We start from the raw sequence: 24,139 nt of genomic DNA, 5'->3' as shown, positions 1-24,139 counted from the left end.
CTACTTTCAAGGATAATTAATAATTTATAGAGAAAAAGAAAGCGCTTTCTAACGGTGGAGGGAAAACAATGAATAAAGTAATTGACTCAAGGGAAATTCGAAAGTTATTTAAGAATGGTGATCAAATTTTATCAGGTGGATTTGGTTTATCTGGTACACCACTTACGATTATTGACGAATTGTTAGAAACAGATATTCAAGATTTAACTATCGTAAGTAATAATTTAGGAGATCTTGGGCAGGGTTTGCACAAACTGTTCATGCAAGGGAAAATCAAAAAAGCAATTGGTTCATTTTTTTCAATAAACAAAGAAGCAGTAATCGCCTGGTCTAGAGGAGAGCTGGAAATCGATTTGTTACCACAAGGCACATTGGCGGAAGCAATTCGTTGTGGTGGTGCAGGCATTGGAGGTTTTTATACAAAAACTGCAGTAGGAACTGAGTTAAGTGAAGGTAAGGAAGAAAGAGAAATAGATGGTGAAAGATATATCTTTGAAAAAGCAATTAAGGGCGACGTGGCGATAATTAAAGCTGCAAAAGCTGATAGATTAGGGAATTTAGTTTACCATACGACAGCTAGAAACTTCAATCCTATGATGGCTACTGCTGGGAAAATTGTAATTGCGGAAGTAGATGAAATTGTGGAGGTAGGGGAACTAGACCCGGAATATATTGTTACACCACATGCTTATGTTAATTATGTTATCCAAAGTAAGTATTCCAAAATAGGGAGTGAGTATGTTGATTCAAGATAAAAGACATGTCATTGCAAAAAGAATTGCGGAAGAGTTAGAAGATGGTCAAATTGTTAATTTAGGAGTTGGTATTCCTACAATGGTTTCGTCTTATTTAGGAAATAAAGAGGTTTTTTTACAAACGGAAAATGGATTATTGGGGATGGGACCTCCTGCAACGGAAGAGAATTTAGATATCGATTTGATTGATGCAGGAAAAGAGCCGGTAACATATTTAAAAGGTGCCTCTTTTTTTAGCAGCGCAGATTCATTTGCGTTAATCAGAGGTGGTCACGTAGATGTTGCAGTATTAGGAATACTTCAAGTAGACATTCATGGAGAAATTGCTAATTGGGCTGTACCAAATCAACCAATTTTGGGTGTGGGTGGAGCAATGGATCTGGTAGCTGGCGCAAAAAAAGTAATAGTTGCTGCCACGTTGTTCGCAAAAGATGGAACATCTAAATTAGTCAAAGAACTTTCTTATAAAACTAGTGGTATTCGAAAGGTTGACTTGTTTGTATCTGATTATGCTGTTTTTAAATTTACGGAAGAAGGTCCAAGAGTAGTAGAGTTGCTTGAGGATATTTCTATAGAAGAGTTAAGTGAAAAGGTAGATTTTCCATTAGAATTTGAAAAATCTTTTTCACTCAAATAATTTAAATTGAATAATGGGGGGTACCTAATGGATAAACAAAGAACCGTTCTGATAACAGGTGCAGCGGGTGGGATTGGTAAAGCTATTGCCTTGGAATTTAGTAATCAAAATGATTTTGTGTATGTAGCAGATCTGAACAAAGATGCTGCAGAAAAGACCGCAAACGAAATAGGTGGAAATGCAAAAGGAATTTATTTAGATGTCACGAATGAAGAAACTATTCAAACGGCTATAGCTAATATTATTCATGAAAGAGGATCCATTGAGGTTTTGGTTAATAATGCTGGACTACAATATCGTGCACCATTAGAATCTTTTCCTTTAGAAAAGTGGAACTTACTAATTGATGTCATGTTAACTGGTGTGTTCTTAATGACGAAGCACGTATTTCCACATATGAAAAAAGAAACGTACGGTAGGATTATTAATATTTCATCGGTTCATGGGAAGTTAGCTACACCAGAGAAGATTGCTTATGTTGCTGCGAAGCATGGTGTCATCGGTGTTACTGGAGTAACAGCGCTAGAAGGGGCTGCCTATAAAATCACTGCCAACTCGATTCTACCTGGTCCAGTGAAAACAGAGTTACTCATGAAACAGATTGATAGTTTAACAGCAGAAGGAAAAACTGAGAAAGATGCACTAGAGGCAATTATGTATCCTAAGCAAGCGATGGAGCGTTTTATTGAACCAGAAGAAGTTGCTTCAGGTGTTGTATATTTAGCATCTGATGTAGCAAGTGGCATTACAGGAGAACATATTAAAGTCGCAGGTGGAATGTAATACAAGGGGGAGAGCAGGATGACGACGTATATTATTGATGGTGCTAGAACAGCTTTTGGAACGTTTGGTGGTTCGCTAAAAGATGTAAACGAAATTGATTTAGGGGTAATTGCAACGGAAGAAGCGATTAAAAGGAGTGGTATTCCTGCTTCAGATATTGACGAAATTATTTTCGGAAACGTCATCCAAACAAGCGGTAACTCTGCTTATCTTGCAAGACATATTGGATTAAAAAGTGGGTTAGAAGAGTCATCAAGTGCACTTACGCTTAATCGATTATGTGGCTCTAGTATGCAGTCTATTGTGTCAGGGGCTCAGGCAATAGCAGTTGGTGATGCGAACGTCATTGTCGCTGGAGGAACGGAAAATATGAGTCTTGCTCCTCATGTATTGAGAGGAACTCGTTTCGGCTCACCTAACAAAGCACCACTAGTTGAAGATATGCTTTGGGATACTTTGACGGATAAATATGTTGGTTGTGGTATGGGGATGACAGCTGAAAATTTAGCTGTAAGATATGATATTTCTCGTGAAGAACAGGATGCGTTTGCTGTTCAATCACAGGAAAGAGCTATTCAAGCAAGAGACAACGGTAGATTTGCAGAGGAAATTGTGCCAGTAAAGTTACAAGGAAAAAAAGGCGAAGTTATTTTCGATAAGGATGAGCATATCCGTGATGGCACAACTGTTGATGGACTATCAAAGTTAAAGCCCACTTTTAAGAAAGACGGTACAGTAACGCCTGGTAATGCGAGTGGGATTAATGATGGAGCGGCTGCTGTTTTACTTGCATCGGCAGCATATGTAAATGAACATAATTTGAAGCCATTAGCAAAAATCGTTTCGTGGGGTGTAGCAGGTGTTGATCCGACAATCATGGGTATTGGACCTGTCCCTGCGTGCAAAAAAGCATTAGAAAAGGCCGGATTAAGCTTGGAAGAGATTGGCTTGTTTGAATTAAATGAAGCTTTTGCAGCACAATCCTTGGCTGTTATCAAAGAGTTAGGTCTAGATATGGAGAAAGTGAATGTGAATGGTGGGGCAGTTGCATTGGGGCATCCAGTGGGAGCAAGTGGCACGAGAATTACTTATTCTTTAGGTGTTGAAATGAAGAAAAGAAATGTCCGATATGGTTTAGCATCGCTTTGTATTGGTGGGGGACAAGGAATTGCGATTATTTTAGAAAATGTAAATTAGAAATATAAAGAATAGATTAATGAACGACTAAAACATTCAAAGGGGAGAAATGTTAATGAGTCAAACAATGAGTGCACTTGAAAAAAGAACTGTTAGAAAGACAATGCTACGTATTCTGCCATTTATATTAATTTTGTATATTGTAGCGTATTTAGATCGAGTTAACTTGGGGTATGCAGCTTTACAAATGAATGCAGAATTAGCATTATCGGCTGAAGTTTTTGGTCTTCTTTCTGGTATTTTCTTTCTAGGCTATTTCTTTTTCGAAGTTCCAAGTAATATGATTATGCACAAAGTTGGAGCAAAAGTGTGGATTGCGCGGATAATGTTTTCATGGGGAATTATCGTTATCTTAACTGGATTTGCACAGACGACTACTCATTTGTACATTTTACGCTTTTTATTAGGGGTCGCTGAAGCTGGATTTTTCCCGGGTATTATTTTGTATTTAACGTATTGGTTTAGATCTCGTGAAAGAGGAAAAGCGACAGCGGTATTATTACTTGCGTTACCAATTGGTGGTTTAATTGGAGCACCTGTGTCCACATGGATTCTTGATAGTATCTCTTGGTTTAACATGTCTGGATGGAGATGGATGTTTATCTTAGAAGGTATTCCAGCAGTTATTTTAGGATGTTTTGTTATTTTCTACTTAACGAATCGACCTGCTAATGCTAAATGGTTATCTCAGGAAGAAAGAGATTGGTTAGAAGGTGAACTAGATATTGAGCGACAATTAAGTATCAAAGTAAACAAAGTATCGAAAATTGATATGTTGAAAGATTCAAAAGTTTGGAAGCTTTCTTTACTTTACTTTGCTGCCTATACAGGGGTTTATGGTTTGTCATTCTGGATGCCAACCATTATTAAATCTTTATCAGAAACTGCAACAACCAACTTAGAGATAGGCTGGTTAGCAATGATTCCCGCTGTTGTTGGTATACCAGCAATTCTATTTGTTGGCTGGAGTGCTGATAGAACTAATGCACATAAATCACATTTACTTGTTTGCTTTCTAATTGCCATTATCGGATTTATAGGAAGTGGGTTTTCCAATAGCTTATTTATGATGGTTCTTATGTTAGCTATTACTTCTGCAGGATTATATGGATTTACTGGATGTTTCTTTGCATACTTAACATTCTTCTTCACCGAGTCCACTGCACCAGTTGGAATCGCTTTAGTTAATTCATTTGCAGCATTAGGTGGATTTGTAGGGCCGATGATTCTCGGTTCTGTAGCATTTACTACAGGAATGTTCATTATCGCTGGTATTCTTGTAATCGGTGTCATTACTCTTGTTACATTAAAATTGGCAACAGATCGAAAAGCAGAAAAACTTAAAGAAGTACAAGTCAACGTGAATCACATTTAATATTAATAGAAGACACCAGAGAAAACGAAAGAATTTCTCTGGTGTTTCATTGAGTAACTATACTGTACTGAATTATGGTATAAACTTAAGGGGTTGTCACAAAAGTCAGTGAAAAATGATTTTTGAAAAGACAAGAAAGTATATAAATACCATAAGCAATTTGTTTTCCGAAGCTTACCGCTCGCTTTCCACGGGGCGAGTGTCGAGCCGCTTCGTCGCTATGCTCCTGCAGGTCTCGACTGTCTCGCTTTTCACGTAGGAGTCGAGCGGACGCTACTTCAAACAAGCTAATGTATGCTCTATGAAAGCCTTATCCACTTCTGAAAATATAACATATTTTTACATCTTGCTAAAAGAAAATAAGCAGCATCTCTAAATTGAGAAGCGAAGAGCGCCCGAAATTGTATCTTCGGGCGCCGCTCTCCAGGTAGATAGTATCTATTCTTTCATTAACCTAAAGCAAAATTCACCTGACTCCAACCGTTTCAAGCGGGCAACGGACAAACGACAGCAATAGGATAACCGAAAAAGAGGGACGGGAAGTGGCTTGCCACTTCCCGTCCCTCTTAAAATTTATGCGGTAATAAGATGGCCGACATGCTGTCCAAAGCACGCTAAAAAGGATGAAGACAAGTTGCACTTAAAGGGCGTTTTGCGCTTTTCTTAAGAATAAGAAAGTATATACATTTTTATCCCATGAACGGGTTGATTTCCGCTGCAGGTGGACGCTTTTCAGGGGGCAAGCATCAAGCTTGGACCAACACGATGTTGTGTCGCCTCAGGACGAGGCGCCCTTAGCCTTCCTTCCTTTATCGTGCTCAGTCCAGGGTCTTGATTTGCTTGCTAATGCCCTAGGAGTCGCCGCCTTCCGCTCCAATCAACAGGTCAAATAAGAAAGACAATATGTTTTTTCTACTCAATGTACTGGTGTAATTTCCTTTGCTTATCCATATGGCAAGTGGAAATAGAGAAAAAATAAGTAGTATCTATCTATAAAGATGCAAAGTCGCGTCCGAAATTGTATCTTCCGACGCCTTTACTGATGTAGGAAAGGATTATATCTTTCATTACCTAAACCAAATGATGCATCATGCCCTTTTACAGTTCAAGAGGGCGACGGACAAACATTCGCCATAAGATTATCGAAAAAGGAGGAGCTTGATGTGACGCAGTCACATCAAGCTCCTTTAAAAATCCCACGGTAATAGTATAGCCATTGTTTCGTCCAAAGCACGCTGGAATTGGCGAAAGACAAGATACATTTAAAGGACAGCACATGCTGCTTTTCTTAAGGATTTTGTAAGGTTCACACAAAAACAATGTAAGGTTGATCTTTTATAGTTATAAACAAGCAAGACATCTATAGAAGAGGTGAACATTAATGGAAACATTACTACAAGTAACGAATGTGAACAAAGTATATGGGAAATCGTCCAATGCATTTACTGCATTAGAATCTATTTCATTTGAGATAAGTGTCGGAGAATTTGTTGGTATCATGGGTCCTTCCGGTGCAGGAAAGTCGACCTTATTAAATATGTTAGCAACAATTGATACCCCTACAGAAGGAACTATTGAGGTAAACAATCAAAGATTAGATAGCTTAAAAGAGAATGAATTGGCTACATTTCGCCGCGATAATCTAGGCTTTATTTTTCAAGATTATCATTTACTGGATTCGTTGACTGTAAAAGAAAATATATTATTGCCGCTTGCCATTGCGAAAACATCGTCAAAGGATATTGAACAACGTGTGCAGCAAATGGCGACATTATTTGGGATTGAGTCTCTTCTTGCTAAATACCCTTACCAAATTTCTGGGGGGCAAAAGCAGAGGACAGCTGCAGCTCGAGCATTAATTGCCCAGCCTAAGCTTATTTTGGCGGACGAACCAACAGGTGCGCTTGACTCGAAATCAGCCACAAGCTTGCTAGAAACCTTGGGCACTTTAAATGATCAGCATGACGCAACAATCATGATGGTTACACATGATGCATATGCCGCAAGCTTTTGTCGACGAATTATATTTATAAGCGATGGGCAGCTATCACACGAAATACACAGAGGCAATAAGACGAGAAAACAGTTCTTTCAGGAGATATTAGACATTCTCTCTACTTTTGGAGGTGGTGTGCATGACACTATTTAGTTTAGCGAAAAAGAATATGCGCCGTAACTTCTCGCAGTATTTTTTATATATGGCGTCGATGATTTTCTGTATCGTCATTTACTTTACCTTCGTTACGTTGAAATATAATGACACGATGGCGGAGCTTTCAAGCACATCAATGAAGGTAGAAGCATTAATGAGCGGAGCGGCCTTCATATTACTATTCTTTGTTACCATTTTCATCGCGTATTCTAACTCCTTTTTTATGCGCAAGCGAAAAAAAGAGGTTGCACTGTACTCATTATTAGGCGTTCGAAAAAAACAAATTGGTTGGATGCTTTTTAATGAAAACTTGATTATAGGGCTATTCGCATTGATCGTTGGAGTTGCTCTTGGCTTTTTGTTATCGAAGGTATTTTTGACGATTTTAATTCAATTAATGGGCTTCGAGACATTTGCAAGTTTTACGTTTTCAACTAAAGCGGCAATAAATACCGCGAGTGTCTTTTTAATTATTTTTCTAATTACTTCGTTTCAAGGCTATCGCTTAATTTATAAATTTAAGCTTATTGATTTGTTTCATGCGTCGAAAAAAGGAGAAGGCATTCCAAAGGCCTCCTTCGTAATGGTCTTTGGTGGAGTTGGTCTTATTAGTTTTGCTTATTGGCTAGCATTACAAGATTTATTTACATCCGAGGTATGGAGAAAAATAGGCATTGCTCTCACACCATTATTAATTATTGGTGCGGTCATGATTGGATCCTATTTGCTCTTCCATAGCGTGACTGTCTTTTTATTAGCAGGAATGAAAAAAAATGTTCGCTGGTTGTGGCGAGGATTGAATGTGATGACGGTTTCGCAGCTCCTTTATCGTATACGTGGGAATGCAAAAACGTTAACGGTTATTGCGATATTAAGTGCAACAACGATTACTGCTGGTGGTGCAGTGTATGGGCTTTATTACAATATAGAGTCGAACATTCAGAAAGCAGATCCAAATACGTTCATGTACCAGGCAACAGACGAAGCTTGGGCAAAAGAGGTAGAAGGTTTACTGGAAAAAGAGAATTATGTTTACAAAGAAAAAATCCATGCAATTACAGTGGAAGCCGAGGAAATAGAAGGCTCCGATATTAAGATGATGTACACCGTTTTGTCAGATAAACAATTCAACAAACTTGCTAAACTCCAGCAGCGTACAGATCAATTGAGCTTAGATGGCAATCAAACGATTATATTAGATGCTATGTACGATGAACGCTTTTCACCGAGTTATACGGGAAAGACCACGGTTGTGAATGAAAGAGAAAAGCTAACATATAAAGGCTTCAAGCAATATAATGTGCTAAATGTCGGTGTTTCAGGCCCAACACTCGTTGTCAGTGAAGAAACGTTTGAACAGCTGAAACAAGACGGTAAATCACTGGCGCTCGTCGCTTATGGATTCAAACAGAGCAAGGATCAGCTTGAGGTTTCCTCTCAAATACAAGATTTAGTGCCAGCGGAAGCTATGTTCAGTAGCTTTCCAAAAGATTATAAAATGAGTTTAGAATCTGTTGGATCACTCTTATTTGTGGGTAGTTTTTTAGGATTAGTATTTTTGGCTGCAACGGGTAGTATTATTTACTTCAAAATATTAACTGAAGCAGAAGAAGATAAAGAAAAATATAAAGTATTACACAAAATAGGGGTCAGTCAAAAAGATATATTGAAAACTATTGCAACACAAGTATTTTCTATCTTTGTGGCTCCATTAGTAGTGGGGATTATGCATAGTGCCGTTGCTTTAATTGCATTTTCTCAGTTGCTATCGATGAACTTAACAAAACCAGTTATTTTCTGGATGATAGCGTACACTGCAATTTACGGTGCGTACTATGTATTGACAGTATATTCGTTTAACCGGACTGTAAAACAAAATTACGAAAACGAGGGATTATAATGAAGAAATTAATTATAGGTGTAGTGGTAACAATCGTTTTAGTCGGAGGTATGTTGTTTGCTTTAAGAAATATTAATATTAATCGCATAAATACTAACCATTTTTATGTGCAAATTACGGAAGATGGAGTAAAAACAGAAGAAAAATTATCTTCTGGAGAAATTTTTATACAATATGAATATTCATTGGATGGTTACAATAAAAAGGGAGATAAACAAAAACTAGATTTCACAGCAGCAAAACAGCTTCGAAAAGATGCTTACTTGCAACTCTTTGTGAATGATGAGAATACTGTGAAATCCTATCAGGAAGTTAAGCTGGAAGAAATACCGGAAAAAGCTCAGTTGAAATTTAAAAAATAAAGAAGTAAATGAAAGTCAGTCAAGAGAATTTCTCTTGACTGACTTTTTTTAAAGAATAAGAAACAACCATGGCTCACGTTTCACGTAAGCCAAGGGGGCGACGGACAAACATCAGCCATAAGATTACCGAAAAAGGAGGAGCTTGAGGTGACGCAGTCACATCAAGCTCCTCTTAATCAAACAGAAATAGTGTAGTAGATGTATCGTCCAAGACACTCGGGAATTGGCAAAGCACATGAATATTAGAGCAGTTAGGATGAAGCTTTACCAAAAATTATAATCGAATCTCGATTGTCGTACCTTGTCCTTCTTTACTCATCAACTGAACCTCTCCATTATGTGCGACTATGATATCACGTGCAATTGCCATACCGAGCCCCGTACCATGTACATGATCCGTGTTCGTGCCACGATAATAACGTTCAAATACTTGCGGCAAGTCCTCATTTCGAATGCCTTTCCCGTTATCTTGAATCGTAATATAGGTCCGTTCTGCTTGGTTTATTCGAATAGAAACCTCGACATCTAAATCATTATGTACTAGTGCATTGTAAATAAAGTTTAGAATAGCCCGTTTCATTAATTGTTGATCAATCATATGCTCGATCACTTCGGAATCGGCTTCAAAATGAATAAGTCGTTCACTATATGAGGGATCATTTAGTATATCAATGGTCATTTCTCGTATGAAGGTTGTTAAATTGACCTTCTGAGTGTAAAGAGCTAGCTGTTGATTTCGTAAACGGGTAGTTAAATTTAAATCTTCTAGTAATTCTTTCATATAAATTGCTTTCTTTTCGATAATGCCTGTATATGCTTGCATTTCTTCTGTTGAAAGTTCGCAACCGCTATCCTTCATTAACTCAGCATATCCTTGAATGGATGCGAGCGGAGTTTTTATGTCGTGAGACATGTTACTAATCCATTCTTCGCGCATTTGCTCAAGCCTTTTACGGTTTTTCTCGTGCTGGTCAAGAGTTATGGATACTTCATTTAAATTTTGAAAAACTTCTTTATACATTCCCTTTGGAATTAAAACCTTTTCAAATTTTCGCTGCCTTAGTTTTTGAATATCATTCATAAGAAAGTATAATGGCTTGGTCAATTTCTGGCTAAATAGGAACCCTATGATAATGGCAATTAACAAATCAAATAATAAGAATAGTAAACCAAAAACGTTTAGCATTTTGAACACGCTGTCAATACGATAGTTAATCACATGCTTCGCGATGTATCGATCCTGTATACCGATGAAATAGCTAATCGAATCTTTTTTACCAATAAATACAGTCGTTTCAGCATCTACTTCTTTATATTTATACATTTGGATGATATCAACGGGAGTATAGTGTTTCTTAAGGTCTTTTGGAGTTAGAAAGCTCGCTACTTCATTTCCAGACTCATCTAAAAACTGAATCCAGGCATTGCGCTTTTTTAATGCTTCAAGCCCTATTTCACTGACAGAGACTTTCTCATCTTCAACAGTAACGTATTGTTGAAAGGTTCGAGTGAATTGTTCCTCAGAAGCGGCAGGAGACTCCAAAACGTTGGTGCTCTGTTGCAGTATGAAAATGCTAAGTAAGATCAATATATTAACAACAGATACAATGGCCACAATGGCAACAACTGATAATAGAAAACGCGTTGTTAGCTTCCATTTCATCAGGTCTTCTCCTTGATAACAAGCTTGTAGCCAAGTCCTTTAATCGTCGTTAAAAAGACTGGATTGGAAGGATCTTCTTCAATTTTTTCGCGTAATCTTCGAATATGAACCATTACGGTATTATCAGATCCAAAGAAATCTTCTCCCCAAACTCTTTGGAAAAGTGTCTCTTTACTAATAATTTGGTTTGGATTATGTAGAAAGCAGCGCATTAGACCGAGTTCTTTTACTGTTAATACCAAAAGACAATCGTTTTTCTGTACCTCCGTCTCATCTGCATTTAATAGGAATGGTCCAACTTTCAAAGATTGAGTACTCGTTTTTTCGGCTGCATAGCCCGCTCGTCTTAGCTGTGCTTTAATGCGATAAGCAACTTCTTTTGGGCTAAAAGGCTTCGTTATATAGTCATCGCCGCCAATCGCAAGACCTAAAAGCTTATCAATTTCTTCTGTTTTTGCGGACATAAATAATATCGGTACATTTGAAACCTGACGAATTTGCTTACACAAATCATAGCCTTCTCCATCTGGAAGCATAATATCCAAAAGCACTAAATCAGGCTCCCATTGTAAAAATTTTTCTAAGCCTGCTTTCAAAGTAAACGCTGTTTCTATTTGTGTTAAACCTTCTTTTTTTAAAACTGCAGTCATTAAAAGCACAAGATCTTCTTCATCATCGATTAATAAAATACGTGGATGCTTCACGGTCATTAGTCGGCCTCCTTTTTACATTTAGTATAGTACATGTTTAGGGTAAATGCTTTCTCTGTTTAGGAGAGACCCATGGAATTATTCCTTACAAGTAAATAAAAATCGCAATTGTGATATGAATTAAAATGGGGTTACAAAACCATATTAGTAAAGAATAAAGTTGTGAAGAAGGAGGCTTTATTATGGGCAGAGAAAATTGTAATGGAGCTAGAAAAAACGCTAGTTCTGCACCTAAAACGAAAGAAGAATTTTCTCTTGAGGTAGCTGAAATGGATAACTTGAATCCTAAGCAGGAGAGTATGAATCCGTATAAACGGAGTAAAAAGGCTTCAGGAAAAACGTATTAGTGAATAGAAAGTTTAACCACCCACAAGTTTCTTAAACACAGTCTTTGTTCATTTTTAATCACATCAAGTTAAGATGGTTTTTTTAGAATTTTAAAAAGGAAAGCACCGTTTAAAAGAAGATCAAACGGTGCTTTCCTTGTTTGATTTATAAATGCAGAGAAGATGGGGTAATGGAGTTGTGCTTGTACATAATCATATCAACAAGGTGATGATTAAGTTAATGGGTAAGTGGTAATAGTATGGCCAATGTTTCGTCCAAAGCACGCTGCTTTTCTTAAGGAATAAGAAAGTTTATTAATTTTTATGCCAGGAGCAGGTTGATTTCCGCTGCAGGCGGACGCTTTCCAGGGGGCAAGCATCAAGCCGCTTCCCTTGCTCCTGCGCAAGCTCGTCGCAAAAAATAATTTCGCTGCGCTCAGTCTCGGGTCTTGATTTGCTTGCTAATCCCCTAGGAGTCGCCGCCTTCCGCTTCAATCAACAGATCTAATAGGAATGACAATATGCTTCATCCAATTTAATGAACTGGACCAAATGCACCATGTCCATTCACAATCCAAGAGAGCGCCAGACAAACATCCGCCACAAGATTACCGAAAATAGAGGGTCAGTATGTGACGCAGTCACATACTGATCCTCTAAAGAAAGCAGTAATAGTGTAGCCGATGTTTCGTCCAAAGCACGCAGGACCTGGCAAAAGTCATGGTGCTCTTTTCTTAATGTGGTATACCAGATTCATCTGTAATTCGGAGTTTAATGAGAACCTGGTACCCTACACTTATTGTTGCATTACTTATTAATATAAAGATCAAACAAATCGCTAAAGTCTTTTCTAACGTACTTGTCTTTTTGTTCGATCATCCAGTCAGTTGAGAAGCGAGTAATTGCTTCGAATGAACCGGCAGGTGTGACATCTTGACTTGAGATTCTACCGATGGATTGAGCAGCGTATGATAGGCTTGCTTGAGCGATATCATATTTTTTCTCATTTTCTTTCCCTTCAATTGAAATAGCATGAAGTACTTTGTATAGATCTTTAATCTCAGTTGCAAATTTTTTGTGGATATCAATGGACTGAGGAACATCGCCGATTGTGAATTTGATTTCTACATCTAGGTCGATTGTGCCTGCTGTCTCTAATGCCACATTAGTTATTGGATGATATGCGTAGTCATATCTTCTAAGCATTCTTTTTTTACTAATTGCATTTTGACCATCAACGTGAATAAGTGCCTTATTCGTAAAGCAATATTCATCGGCTTTTGTTTTGATAAGGAAATAGATAACTTCACCTGATTCGTGCATGACAAAATCGTCTGCTTCTGTTTTATCAAAGTCCGCTTTTAGTACAACAACCCCTATATCTGAAAGTCCTAATGCATCTGCAGCCATTTTTTTAAACATGTGCAATTCCTCCTGTAAGAAAATTGATTATTCCCTTTCATTTTACAGGTTCCTTCATAAAAAAACATTACATTATATATTTCTAGTGTTTTCACTGAATTCAGAGTTGTGATAGAATCTATTACTCAAAACTACTTCTTTGCGATGAAATATACGTTTTGATTGAATCCAGAGTTGTATTAGAACCTTTACCCTACTTATTATGTTATGATAGAAGAACTTTTCCTTTCAGGGTGAGGAGGACCGGCAGTGGTGGGAGAACCCAATTATATTTACTACATCATCCAAGTAGGCGAGCAGTTTGCAGCGAACCGTGACTGTGAATATGCCCTAACAGAAGACGAGGAACAGGCACATGCTTTTCTATCGTATGATGCAGCTGTTTTGCAAGCGAACGGAATCAATGGGATTGTTCAACAAAGGACGGTCTACGAGACAGAACTACAGGCGTTAACTGAGCAGCACCATGCTGAATATGTAACCCTGCCACTAGCAGAACGAGAAGAAATCGCTTTGTTGTGTCAGCAACTAACAAAATTATGAAGAGCTAAGCCGAATATGTGCTTAGCCCTTTTTCTTTTAGATAATCCTGTGGCAGATTGCTCCCCCTATAACCACCGTGAACATGATGTTAAGCTTTGGGGAATGAGAGAATATGATGGAACAAGCGTGGGAAGGGCTTTCTGGATTAATTTGAGAAAAAATAATTAGTGTCGATGGATAAAAAAGCGGAGAGCATCCGAAATTGTATCTTCGGATGCTTTTAAAAAAGTAGGAAAGTATTTCTTCTCTCATTATCCAAACCAAATGATGCACCATTCCCTTTCAAAATCCAAGAGGGTGACGGACAAACATTCGCCATAAGATTACCGAAAAAGGAGGAGCTTGATGTGACTCAGTCACATCAAGCTCCTCTAAAAATCCTACGGTAATAGTAGAGCTAATGTTTCGCCCAAAGCACGCTGGAATTGGCGAAAGACAAGGTGCACTTAAAGGGCAGCGTATGCTCGCTTTCTTAATGCTTAAAATTATTAGGTATTCCTTCATTAATTTGAGAGGAAAATTAAATTATTAAGTTCATTACATATAATTCTTTAATTTTTACTGTATTTTTTTAACTTATATACTTTATTTAAAGTAGTTACGTATAATGAATTAAAATACAGAGAAAAGGAAGGGAAACTGATGGATCTAATAGATGCGAAGATTTTAGAAGTTTTAAAGAAGAATGGAAGGGCTACTGCATCTGAAATCAGCAAGCAAGTGAACTTATCAATACCTGCAGTATCAGAACGAATTCGTAAGTTAGAAGATGCAAAGATTATTGAGCAATACACAGTGAAAATAAATCGAGAAAAAATGGGATATAAATTATTAGCGATGATATTCTTGAATATTGACCATGCAGCGAATATAAAGAATTTCAGAGAAGCTATCATCCATTTTACAGAAGTAATAGAATGTCACCATATGGCTGGTGAGTATGACTATTTGTTAAAAGTATTAGTAGAGGATACAGCAGAATTAGAGATTCTACTAAATGACAGGCTAAAATCGATTCAAGGTGTTGTCACGTCCAATACGTTAATCGTATTATCCACACTAAAAGAAAACTCGAATAGGTAGGTGTGTAGTGGATGATTTGGAAAGGATTTCGATTTGGGATGTTCCTACAGATTGCTGTAGGACCTATCTGTTTATTTATTTTTCAGACTGCTGCAACATCAGGATTTGTTGCAGCAGAGGTTGGCATTTTAGGTGTAGTCATTGTGGATTGCTTATTCATTCTTGCTGCGATGTTTGGTATAGGAGCGATATTGAACAAATATAAAAAAGCAAAACAAATGATACATTACTTTGGAGCAGTTGTCCTAATTGTTTTCGGTTTAAGTAATATAGTAGGTTTCTTCGATGTGTCTCTAATGCCGAGTTTGGAACAAGGTACAGGGAGTGTTTTTTGGAAAACAGTTGTTTTAACTGTTTCGAATCCTTTAACGATCTTATTCTGGGCCGGTGTTTTCTCGACAAAAATAGTCGAAGAAAATATAACGCAACAGGACCTATATTCTTTTGGGCTCGGTGCAGTTTTATCGACGTTATTTTTTCTAACAATGATTTCGATTTTAGGTAGTTTTCTAACGATATTTTTGGCACCATTTATTCTGAAAGTATTAAATTTAATCGTAGGATTAGTGTTGGTCGGTTTTGGAATAAAAACGCTAATGAAAGTCAAGTCTGCATAAAAATCCTTAGCTATAAGTAATATCTTTTGTTTCCTTTGTCTCGGGAATTGGTGAAAAATAAAGGTGCACGGATAGACAATCAAAGCGCAATCATCCCAATGTTTTAGGGTGATTGTTGCTATGCATAAGGCCAAAGAATAGTAAAAAGCACGACTAAAAAGACCTGTTGTCCTTGTGTAGCCGAGCTCAATTCTTTGTTACCAATAGCCAAGTAGTTTCCACCATAAGCCACCGACTATAAGAAAAATGAGAATTGTAACGATAGAAACAATAAAGCCTACCGTCCACCATTTCTTCTGTTCAATATAACCTGCGCCAAAGAATACAGGGGCAGGACCAGCGCCGTAATGAGTTGTAGCACCAAATAAATTACTGAATGCTGCTAATAGGATCACCGCAAGCATGGCCGGTGATCCCGCTTGAAGCATAACAGATAGAAACGCGGCATACATAGCACTAATATGCGCTGTAGAACTTGCAAAGAAATAGTGTGAATAGAAATAGACAAGTGCTAATATCAATACCGCGAACATCCAGTTATAGCCAGACACAAACGAACTGACCTCTTTACTAAACCATGGAATCAGTCCAAGCTTGTTCATGTAAGAGGCCATCATAAAGAGCGTTGCAAACCAAATAAGCGTATCCCATGCTCCTTGTTCCTTCTTAATATCTGACCATGTCAGTACTTCTAATAATAAAAGTAAGGAAAGCCCAATTAAAGCAGCTGTTGTGGCACCAATGCCTAAAGCATCCCCACCAATCCAAAGTCCTAAAACAACAATAAACACTGCAATCATGCGTTTCTCAGAGCTTTTTAGTGATCCAAACTCATCTAATTTCTCTTTCGCAATTCGACTTGCTTCTGGAGTTTGTTTAATCTCTGGAGGAAAAATCTTATAGATAATAAATGGAACAACAATCAAGGCTGCTAATCCTGGAACAATCATAGCTGTTGCCCACCCAAACCACGTTATTGTCACACGAGCCGTATCACTCGCTAGCTTAACAATTAAAGGATTGGCTGCCATGGCTGTCATAAACATAGCAGATGTAATCAAGTTCCCTTGAAATCCTACCGTCAAAAGAAAGGCTCCCATTTTACGTTCTGTACCGTCTTCTGGTTTAGAACCAAATGTACGTGATAAGGATTGGATAATAGGAAAAATCACACCACCTGCACGAGCCGTATTACTCGGAATAGCAGGCGCCAAAATTAAATCACTTAACAATAAAGAATACGACAAGCTTAACGTTTTCTTTCCAAATAACCGAACAAATACATAAGCAATACGCTCACCTAATCCCGTCTTAATAAATCCACGCGAAATAAAGAACGCAATAACGATAAGCCAAATTGTTGAATTACCGAACCCACTTAGCGTTTCTTCAATTGTTAACGTATTAGTCACTGCGATTACTGCCATAGCAATAATTGAAATAGCTCCCATAGGTAATGGTTTTGAAATAAAACCGACAATTGTCGCAACAAACACAGCAAACAAATGCCATGCACTTTCTTCTACTCCAGCAGGTGCCGGTATAAACCAAATAATAATACCAATTGCAATGGTAATGAAGAAAGGAACCCACTTTATCGTACTTCCTGATGTTTCTTTCATGACAACAAGCTCCTTTCACGTCAGTCTCCTATAACAACAGCGTCTCCCATCTAAAATTTTTCCCGACATTAGCTGCTTACATTGAGTTTAACCAATCTAAGTTATTAACCATGCATCCCATTTACTAGTAAATAAAATTTTATATCTAGTCTAGTTCGTGTCCTAATGAAAAGAATTTTTTCATCATTTTGGATCTCACCAAAACTCGAAGTTAGAAAGATCACAATAGATTTACTCATTCATTAATTCAAACGTCTCGTGAATTCGTTACAACAGTGCTAAAATCTGATTTTTTCTCAAATAAAAAAGGGTCACCCTATTCTCAAGAAATAGGAATAAAATAGAAAGGTTTAGCGCGTAATAAAAGAGATTGGAGCGTGAAAGGAATGCTCGAAACAAAGAATACACTTGAAGAATAAGAAAGTATACAAATTTTTATGCCAGGAACAGGTTGATTTCCGCTTCAGGCGGACGCTTTCCAGGGGGCAAGCATCAAGCCGCTTCCCTCGCTGCGCTCAGTCCAGGGTCTTGATTTGCTTGCTAATCCCCTAGGAGTCACCGCCTTCCGGTCCAATCAACAGATCTAATAGGAAAGACAATATGCTTCGTCCAATTTAATGAACTGTTTTACCTTCTTTTGCTTATCCATATGGTAAGCGGAAATAGAGAAGAAGTAGGGAGTATCAATTGATAAAGAAGCGGAGAGCTTCCGAAATTGTATCTTCGGAAGATTTTAACGGTATAGAAAAGGATCATATCTTTCATTACCCAAACAAAATGCACCATGTCCATTCACAATCCAAGAGGGCGACGGACAATCATCCGCCACAAGATTACAGAAAATAGAGGATCAGTATGTGACGCAGTCACATACTGATCCTCTAAAGAAAGCGTTAATAGTGTAGCTAATGTTTCGTCCAAAGCACGCTGGAATTGGTAAAAGACATGTTGCACTTAGCGCAAGAAGGGGGGCTACTACGAGTTTGAATGCACTTTGCGTAGGACATACTTAGTATCAGTATCCTATAGGAAGAAGGCATACAATGTATAGGAAACAGTGGATAGTGACGCAAGAATGGCATGATGTATTATTTCTACATTGGCCAGTTTCTCCGGATGATTTACGAGAACACATTCCTCCTGAACTAGAACTGGACCTGTATAACGGTAGAGCGTGGATAGGGTTAGTATCCTTTGAAGTAAAAGAAAATCGACCAAGATTTTTTCCACTAACACTTGGTTTTAGATCTTATTTACAACTAAACGTTCGTACCTATGTTACATATAAGGGGAGAGTAGGGGTTCATTTCTTTAATTTACTTGCGAATAATTCGTTAATTGTAAAATTGACAAAACTCGGCAACTTTTTGCCTTATCGTTATGCAGAGATAAGCATGATGTGGGGTAAGAATACATGTACATTTCATAGCACGAGTAAAGATAGAAAAAACGTTACTGAAACGCTTGTTACTACATTTCAACCAATACCTAGCCCAATTGAATCTAACCAATTTGATCAATGGCTGACAGAACGTTATCATTTATGGACAAAAACGAAAGATCACTTATTTCGCATAGATATTAGTCATTCACCTTGGATTTTGAAAAATGTAACCGCGATGATTAACGAAAATACAATGGCATCATTTATTAAGAGTGATTATCGAGTAAACCAACCGATTGCTCATTATTCTAAAATGAAAAAAGCTAAAATGTTCCTGCCTGTAAAGGAAGATAGTGGAGAAACAGAAGTGTAAACCTGAGATCGCTTTGACTAATGCCCAAAAAACGTACAAGTGCAAAGCAGGTCGCTCGGAGATTTTCTTAAAGAGTAAGAAAGTAGATGTTTTTCTACTCAGTTCCAAGAGTGCGAAGGACAAACAACTTCCACAAGATTACCGAAAATAGAGGAGATGGATGTGACGCAGTCACATCCATCTCCTCTAAATCAAGCGGTAATAGTTTAGCCAAAATGCCGTCCAAAGCACTCTGCAATTGACAGAGGACAAGGTTCCCCTAAAGGTGCTTTATTATGAAATACATTAAAGATAATTCTCACGAATTAAAGTTTCACTTTATATAGAAATTTTGTTAGAAAACTGACTGTTATACAAATCGGCATAAAAGCCATTTTCATTTAGTAGCTCTGTATGAGAACCTTGTTCGATTACTTTTCCTTGATCCATCACTAAGATTAAATCAGCGTCCTTAATCGTAGAGAGGCGGTGAGCAATGACGAAGCTAGTTCTTCCCTCCATTAAACGATTCATCCCATGTTGGATGAGCAATTCAGTACGTGTATCCACACTTGAAGTGGCTTCATCTAATATCATAATAGGAGGATCTGCAAGAACAGCTCGAGCAATTGTTAATAGCTGCTTTTGACCTTGAGATATGTTCGATGCTTCTTCGTTTAAAACTGTTTCATATCCATCAGGTAATGTACGAATAAAGTGATCAGCACGTGCTGTTTTAGCAGCTGCGAAAATTTCCTCGTCTGTTGCACCTTTTTTCCCGAAAGCAATATTATCTTTAATCGTCCCGTTGAAAAGCCATGTATCTTGTAGTACCATTCCAAACGTTGTACGAAGGTCAGAGCGGGACATGCTCCGAGTGTCGAGCCCGTCTATTAAGATTTTCCCATTATTTAGTTCATAAAACCTCATTAATAGATTGATCAATGTTGTTTTTCCAGCGCCAGTAGGTCCTACAATTGCGACAGTTTGACCAGGTAAAACATGAATGTTCATATCCTCTATTAACAGGTTATCTCCATATCCAAAATCGACATGCTCAAAAGTGACTTCACCTTTTGCCCTTCCTAATTTCATCGTTGTTACTTCTTGGACTTCTTCTTCCTCATCGAGCAATTCGAAAACACGCTCTGCAGCTGCAATTGTGGACTGTAAAATGTTCGCAATGTTAGCTGTTTGTGTAATTGGCTGTGTAAACTGACGTGAATACGTAATAAATGCTTGAATGTCCCCAATTGAGATGGCGCGGTTTATGACTAAAATACCACCAATAATGCTAATTAGGACATAACTTAAATTCCCAATGAAAAACATTAAAGGCATAATCATTCCTGAGATAAATTGTGCTTTACGACCTGATTCATATAATTTTTCGTTGATCTCATCAAACTGATAAACTGCCTTTTTCTCGTGACCAAAGGCTTTAACGACTTGATGTCCGGTATACATTTCTTCAATGTGACCATTTAATTGACCAAGATTTTTTTGCTGGGATGCAAAGTGTTTTTGTGATCTTTTTAGTATAGGTCGAATAACGAAAATGGATAGTGGTAAACTTACAATGGATATTAAAGTTAAAATAGGGCTTATTGTTAACATCATAATGATAATTCCAATAATAGTAACGATCGATGTAATAAACTGAGTCACACTTTGCTGAAGTGTACTACCTATTGTATCGATATCATTGGTTACTCGACTTAAAGTTTCTCCATTTGGACGACCATCGTAATATTTTAATGGTATCTTCTCCAATTTTTCGTTTACATCTTGTCTTAAACTATAAACGGTTTTTTGAGCTACACTCGACATGATGTACTGTTGAATATAGCTAAATAGGCTACTGAATATATATAAGCCACCGAGAAGAAGCAAAAGTTGACCGATTCCATTAAAATCAATTGCAGCTCCGGGTACCCCTTTTAGCTTTCCATAAGCACCTTCAAATAATTTAGTGATTGCGTTCCCCATTATTTTCGGGCCTGCAATCATAAAAACTGTACTCAAAATGGCTGCAACAAATACTGCGAGCAACTGATTACGACGTGGTTTCAAGTAGGAGAGAAGGCGTCGAAACGTACCTTTAAAGTTTTTTGCCTTTTGACCACCCATCATCATCATATTTCCGCCGCCAGGTCCCATGTGGCCTCCACCTTGAGCTTGCGATTTTTTTTGCTTACTCATGCGATTTCCTCCTCTGAGAGCTGTGATTCAACAATTTCACGATACACACTATTATTTTCTAGCAATTCTTTATGAGTACCGATGCCTGCAATTTCTCCTTTATCTAACACGATAATTTGATCAGCATCAATAACTGTACTAACACGTTGTGCGACGATAATTACGGTTGAGTTCTGCGTTTCAACTTTCAACGCCTCCCGTAATTTAGCATCCGTTTTGTAATCTAGTGCAGAAAAGCTGTCATCGAAAATATAAATGTCTGGTTTTCGAACCAATGCTCGTGCAATAGACAAACGCTGTTTTTGACCACCGGATACATTAGAGCCGCCTTGCGTTATAACAGACTCATAGCCATCCTTCATTTTGCTAATAAAGTCTTCTGCTTGAGCTATGCGAGCGGCGTGCTCGATTTCCTCTAGTGTTGCATCTTCTTTCCCAAAGCGAACGTTTTCGGCAATTGTTCCTGAAAACAGTAATGCTTTTTGTGGGACGAATCCGATTTTTGAACGAACTTCTTCGTGTGAAGATTCACGAACATCCACACCATTTACTCGAATAGCACCGTTCGTCACGTCATAAAAACGAGGTATTAAGTTTACAAGTGTTGACTTACCAGCACCTGTACCTCCGATGATAGCGGTAATTTCACCTGCCTGTGCATGGAAACTAATATTCGTTAATGCGGATTCCTCAGCTCCAGGATAACTAAATGATACGTGGTCAAATTCAAGCGTTCCGTGTTCTAGGTTAGCTGACTTTGTACCTTCATCTAAGAATGTTGGTTTCATATCAAGCACTTCATTAATACGTTTTGCGGATACGGCAGCACGTGGTACCATAACAAACATCATGGACGCCATAACAAGCGCAAACATAATTTGCATAACGTATTGTATAAAGGCCATTAGGTCACCTATTTGCATGGCACCATTGTCAATGCGAATACCACCAAACCAAATGACACCAATAACTGTTAAATTCATAACAAGCATCATAACTGGCATTAAAAACGCCATGATTTTGTTTACTTTAATCGAAACATCTGTTAATTCAACATTAGCTTTTTGAAGTCGAGCTTTTTCTTCCTTCTCACGATTAAAGGCACGTACAACACGAATTCCAGTCAAGTTTTCACGTAAAACTAAATTCAATCTATCTAATCGTTCTTGAACTGTTTGGAAAAGTGGTACACCTTTATAAAGAATAAAAAGCACAGAACCAATAAGAAATGGCATAGCTAAAACAATGACAAGCGATAATTTCGCATCTTTTGATGTCGCCATGATCAGTCCACCGATAAACATAATAGGTGCACTAATAACCATTCGTAGCATCATAATAACTACTTGTTGGACTTGTGTAATGTCATTTGTTGTTCTGGTAATTAAAGAAGCGGTGCCAATCTTATCAAAATCTTGAAGCGAGAATTGTTCAACATGATTAAATACTTTAGAACGAATATCACGCCCAAGACCCATAGCGGCTTTTGATGAGTAAAAGCTAGCAATAATAGATGCTGTTGCTCCAAGAGCAGCAACTACAAGCATCAATCCACCGATATTCCAAATATATTTGGTGTCGCCTGATACTACGCCTTTATCAATAATATCTGACATAAGTGTGGGTAAATAAAGATCAGTCATGGACTGTATGAAAACTAATCCAAGGACTGCTAGAACTATCCACTTATATACGGAAAGATTTTTTAGTAACTTAATCATTCTTTTGGATCTCCTTTGTATTAGTTTCTTTTTCTATAAAATCTGCGATATGGAGAAGGGTAGTTTGTATCTCGGTACATTGTTTTTTAGTTAGTGTATCCATAACGGATTGGATAGTCTGATGAATACTTCCTTTTTGAGCACTCATTTTCTCAAACAATGCTACACCTTTTTCGCTAAGTATTAACTGTATTTCACGACGATTATCCTGAACTGGCTCCCTATAAAGCCATCCAGCTTGAACAAGACCATCTACCGCCTGACTTAAAGTACTTTTAGGAATTTGTAATTTCTCACCTATTTGCTTTTGAGTCATTTCTTTATGTGGTGCAATGGCTAGTATAAGAGAATATTGTGGTATAGATAAATCATTTTCTAATGCAGCTTTATGTACAAATCGCATAAGACTTCTACTCACATACCAAAGTGAATGTAAAAATTCTGATGAATCCATGTCAGACTGATTGTTCATTTTTATCACTCCGTTCTCATTAGAATTGTTCATTTACGAACAGTTCATTTGCATTCTTAAATTTACTCCTCCAAATACAGAGAGTCAAGTTTAAAGATATAAGGTAATTTTGTGGTTTATGCAAAAATAAAAAAGTGTAGACAATTCACCTTACACGAAATACCGACACTTAATGGATGTTTTTGAAAATGTTGATATTAGGAATTAATTCGCTATGTTCCGTCCAAAGCCCTTAAGAATTGGCCTATATCATGGACAGGTTGATTTCCGCTGCAGGCGGACGCTTTCCAGGGGACAAGCATCAAGCCGCTTCCTTCGCTGCGCTCAGTCCAGGGTCTTGATTTGCTTGTTAATCCCCTAGGAGTCGCCGCCTTCCGCTCCAATCTATGAACTGGTGTACTTCCTTTTGCTTATCTATATGGCAAGTGGAAATAGAGAAAAAATTGGTAGTACCCATATATTAAGAAGCAAAGTCGCGTCCGAGATTGTATCTTCAGACGTTGTTAAAAAAGTAGGAAAGTATTTCTTCTCTCATTATCCAAACGAAATGATGTACTATGCCCTTTCACAATCCAAGAGGGCGACGGACAAACATTCGCCATAAGATTACCGAAAAAGACAATCGATACTCAATGGTGGAGGTCTTGAATTGATGTTTGAACAATGCTCTTTGTTAAATATAGAAAAATACCACTTTTTAGAGATATATAGGTAGTTATTGTTGTTGTGTATTTTCTGTCTTATTAATACAGCTCCTTGCCTAAACACCCTTATTTAGGTTTTTTTGTTTATCAAATAAAGAAGATAGAATTTTTAGAAAACAATGTTGACAAAAAATTTTCACGATGTTAATATTTTTAC

Annotated in this window: 20 protein-coding genes; 13 read left to right on the top strand and 7 right to left on the bottom strand. The window is 37.7% G+C overall.

Annotated features, from left to right (window positions below):
• Nucleotides 1–68 precede the first annotated feature (68 nt).
• The 8 genes from MHH81_RS11350 to MHH81_RS11315 all read left to right on the top strand — a co-directional run bounded on the left by MHH81_RS11350 (nucleotide 69) and on the right by MHH81_RS11315 (nucleotide 9,161).
• The gene (locus MHH81_RS11350; protein WP_340921212.1) at nucleotides 69–755 is read left to right on the top strand and encodes a CoA transferase subunit A; all 687 of its coding nucleotides are present in this window, start codon (nucleotides 69–71) and stop codon (nucleotides 753–755) included.
• Entirely contained in the window at nucleotides 739–1,392 is a 654-nt protein-coding gene (locus MHH81_RS11345; RefSeq protein WP_340921209.1) for a 3-oxoacid CoA-transferase subunit B, read from the top strand. The genes MHH81_RS11350 and MHH81_RS11345 overlap by 17 nt, the downstream gene beginning before the upstream one ends.
• A gap of 27 nt (nucleotides 1,393–1,419) precedes the next feature.
• Nucleotides 1,420–2,175 carry a 3-hydroxybutyrate dehydrogenase gene (locus MHH81_RS11340; RefSeq protein WP_340921207.1) on the top strand — a complete coding sequence of 252 codons (756 nt, stop codon included), beginning with the start codon at nucleotides 1,420–1,422 and terminating at the stop codon, nucleotides 2,173–2,175.
• A gap of 18 nt (nucleotides 2,176–2,193) precedes the next feature.
• Nucleotides 2,194–3,372, top strand: a complete 1,179-nt coding sequence (locus MHH81_RS11335) for an acetyl-CoA C-acetyltransferase (RefSeq protein ID WP_340921205.1) — start codon at nucleotides 2,194–2,196, stop codon at nucleotides 3,370–3,372.
• A gap of 55 nt (nucleotides 3,373–3,427) precedes the next feature.
• Complete coding sequence (locus tag MHH81_RS11330; RefSeq protein WP_340921202.1) at nucleotides 3,428–4,747, top strand: MFS transporter; 1,320 nt, start codon at nucleotides 3,428–3,430, stop codon at nucleotides 4,745–4,747.
• Nucleotides 4,748–6,128: 1,381 nt separating this feature from the next.
• Nucleotides 6,129–6,896 carry an ABC transporter ATP-binding protein gene (locus MHH81_RS11325; RefSeq protein ID WP_340921200.1) on the top strand — a complete coding sequence of 256 codons (768 nt, stop codon included), beginning with the start codon at nucleotides 6,129–6,131 and terminating at the stop codon, nucleotides 6,894–6,896.
• Complete coding sequence (locus MHH81_RS11320) at nucleotides 6,883–8,799, top strand: ABC transporter permease (RefSeq protein ID WP_340921197.1); 1,917 nt, start codon at nucleotides 6,883–6,885, stop codon at nucleotides 8,797–8,799. Before MHH81_RS11325 ends, MHH81_RS11320 begins: the two co-directional genes overlap by 14 nt.
• The gene (locus MHH81_RS11315) at nucleotides 8,799–9,161 is read left to right on the top strand and encodes a YxeA family protein (protein ID WP_340921195.1); all 363 of its coding nucleotides are present in this window, start codon (nucleotides 8,799–8,801) and stop codon (nucleotides 9,159–9,161) included. The genes MHH81_RS11320 and MHH81_RS11315 overlap by 1 nt, the downstream gene beginning before the upstream one ends.
• 274 nt (nucleotides 9,162–9,435) lie before the next feature.
• On the opposite strand, the gene MHH81_RS11310 is transcribed toward MHH81_RS11315, so the two are convergent.
• Nucleotides 9,436–10,824 (bottom strand): sensor histidine kinase, encoded by a 1,389-nt coding sequence (locus tag MHH81_RS11310; protein WP_340921193.1) that lies wholly within the window; start codon nucleotides 10,822–10,824, stop codon nucleotides 9,436–9,438.
• The gene (locus MHH81_RS11305) at nucleotides 10,824–11,528 is read right to left on the bottom strand and encodes a response regulator transcription factor (RefSeq protein WP_340925225.1); all 705 of its coding nucleotides are present in this window, start codon (nucleotides 11,526–11,528) and stop codon (nucleotides 10,824–10,826) included. The genes MHH81_RS11310 and MHH81_RS11305 overlap by 1 nt, the downstream gene beginning before the upstream one ends.
• 188 nt (nucleotides 11,529–11,716) lie before the next feature.
• Between MHH81_RS11305 and MHH81_RS11300 the strand changes: the two genes are divergently transcribed.
• Nucleotides 11,717–11,881: a hypothetical protein gene (locus MHH81_RS11300; RefSeq protein WP_340921191.1), complete on the top strand. Its 165-nt coding sequence runs from the start codon at nucleotides 11,717–11,719 to the stop codon at nucleotides 11,879–11,881.
• Nucleotides 11,882–12,667: 786 nt separating this feature from the next.
• Here MHH81_RS11300 and MHH81_RS11295 read toward each other — a convergent pair.
• On the bottom strand, nucleotides 12,668–13,282 hold the full coding sequence (locus MHH81_RS11295) for a PH domain-containing protein (RefSeq protein WP_340921188.1): 615 nt from the start codon (nucleotides 13,280–13,282) through the stop codon (nucleotides 12,668–12,670).
• 249 nt (nucleotides 13,283–13,531) lie between these two features.
• On the opposite strand from MHH81_RS11295, the gene MHH81_RS11290 reads away from it, so the two are divergent.
• The 3 genes from MHH81_RS11290 (at nucleotide 13,532) to MHH81_RS11280 (ending at nucleotide 15,525) form a co-directional block, all read left to right on the top strand.
• Nucleotides 13,532–13,825 (top strand): hypothetical protein, encoded by a 294-nt coding sequence (locus MHH81_RS11290; protein ID WP_340921186.1) that lies wholly within the window; start codon nucleotides 13,532–13,534, stop codon nucleotides 13,823–13,825.
• Nucleotides 13,826–14,467: 642 nt separating this feature from the next.
• On the top strand, nucleotides 14,468–14,908 hold the full coding sequence (locus tag MHH81_RS11285; protein WP_340921184.1) for an Lrp/AsnC family transcriptional regulator: 441 nt from the start codon (nucleotides 14,468–14,470) through the stop codon (nucleotides 14,906–14,908).
• A gap of 11 nt (nucleotides 14,909–14,919) precedes the next feature.
• Nucleotides 14,920–15,525, top strand: a complete 606-nt coding sequence (locus MHH81_RS11280; protein WP_340921181.1) for a LysE family translocator — start codon at nucleotides 14,920–14,922, stop codon at nucleotides 15,523–15,525.
• A gap of 197 nt (nucleotides 15,526–15,722) precedes the next feature.
• Here the strand turns inward: MHH81_RS11280 and MHH81_RS11275 are convergent, their stop codons facing one another.
• Nucleotides 15,723–17,147: an anion permease gene (locus MHH81_RS11275; protein WP_340921177.1), complete on the bottom strand. Its 1,425-nt coding sequence runs from the start codon at nucleotides 17,145–17,147 to the stop codon at nucleotides 15,723–15,725.
• Nucleotides 17,148–18,190: 1,043 nt separating this feature from the next.
• On the opposite strand from MHH81_RS11275, the gene MHH81_RS11270 reads away from it, so the two are divergent.
• A complete protein-coding gene (locus tag MHH81_RS11270) occupies nucleotides 18,191–18,904 on the top strand; it encodes a YqjF family protein (protein WP_340921174.1) in 714 nt (237 codons plus the stop codon).
• Nucleotides 18,905–19,222: 318 nt separating this feature from the next.
• Here MHH81_RS11270 and MHH81_RS11265 read toward each other — a convergent pair whose 3' ends face one another.
• From MHH81_RS11265 to MHH81_RS11255, 3 genes are read right to left on the bottom strand one after another with little or no spacing between them, the layout of a single operon-like run.
• Nucleotides 19,223–21,085: an ABC transporter ATP-binding protein gene (locus MHH81_RS11265; RefSeq protein ID WP_340921172.1), complete on the bottom strand. Its 1,863-nt coding sequence runs from the start codon at nucleotides 21,083–21,085 to the stop codon at nucleotides 19,223–19,225.
• Nucleotides 21,082–22,806 carry an ABC transporter ATP-binding protein gene (locus tag MHH81_RS11260; RefSeq protein ID WP_340921168.1) on the bottom strand — a complete coding sequence of 575 codons (1,725 nt, stop codon included), beginning with the start codon at nucleotides 22,804–22,806 and terminating at the stop codon, nucleotides 21,082–21,084. The genes MHH81_RS11265 and MHH81_RS11260 overlap by 4 nt, the downstream gene beginning before the upstream one ends.
• Nucleotides 22,799–23,278: a MarR family winged helix-turn-helix transcriptional regulator gene (locus MHH81_RS11255; protein WP_340921165.1), complete on the bottom strand. Its 480-nt coding sequence runs from the start codon at nucleotides 23,276–23,278 to the stop codon at nucleotides 22,799–22,801. The genes MHH81_RS11260 and MHH81_RS11255 overlap by 8 nt, the downstream gene beginning before the upstream one ends.
• Nucleotides 23,279–24,139 lie beyond the last annotated feature (861 nt).

This window comes from Psychrobacillus sp. FSL H8-0484 (genome assembly GCF_038005325.1).
In the GTDB taxonomy this organism is placed as follows: Bacteria; Bacillota; Bacilli; order Bacillales_A; family Planococcaceae; genus Psychrobacillus.
The sequence above is the reverse complement of the archived record's forward strand: the minus strand, read 5'-3'. Positions and strand labels throughout refer to the sequence as shown.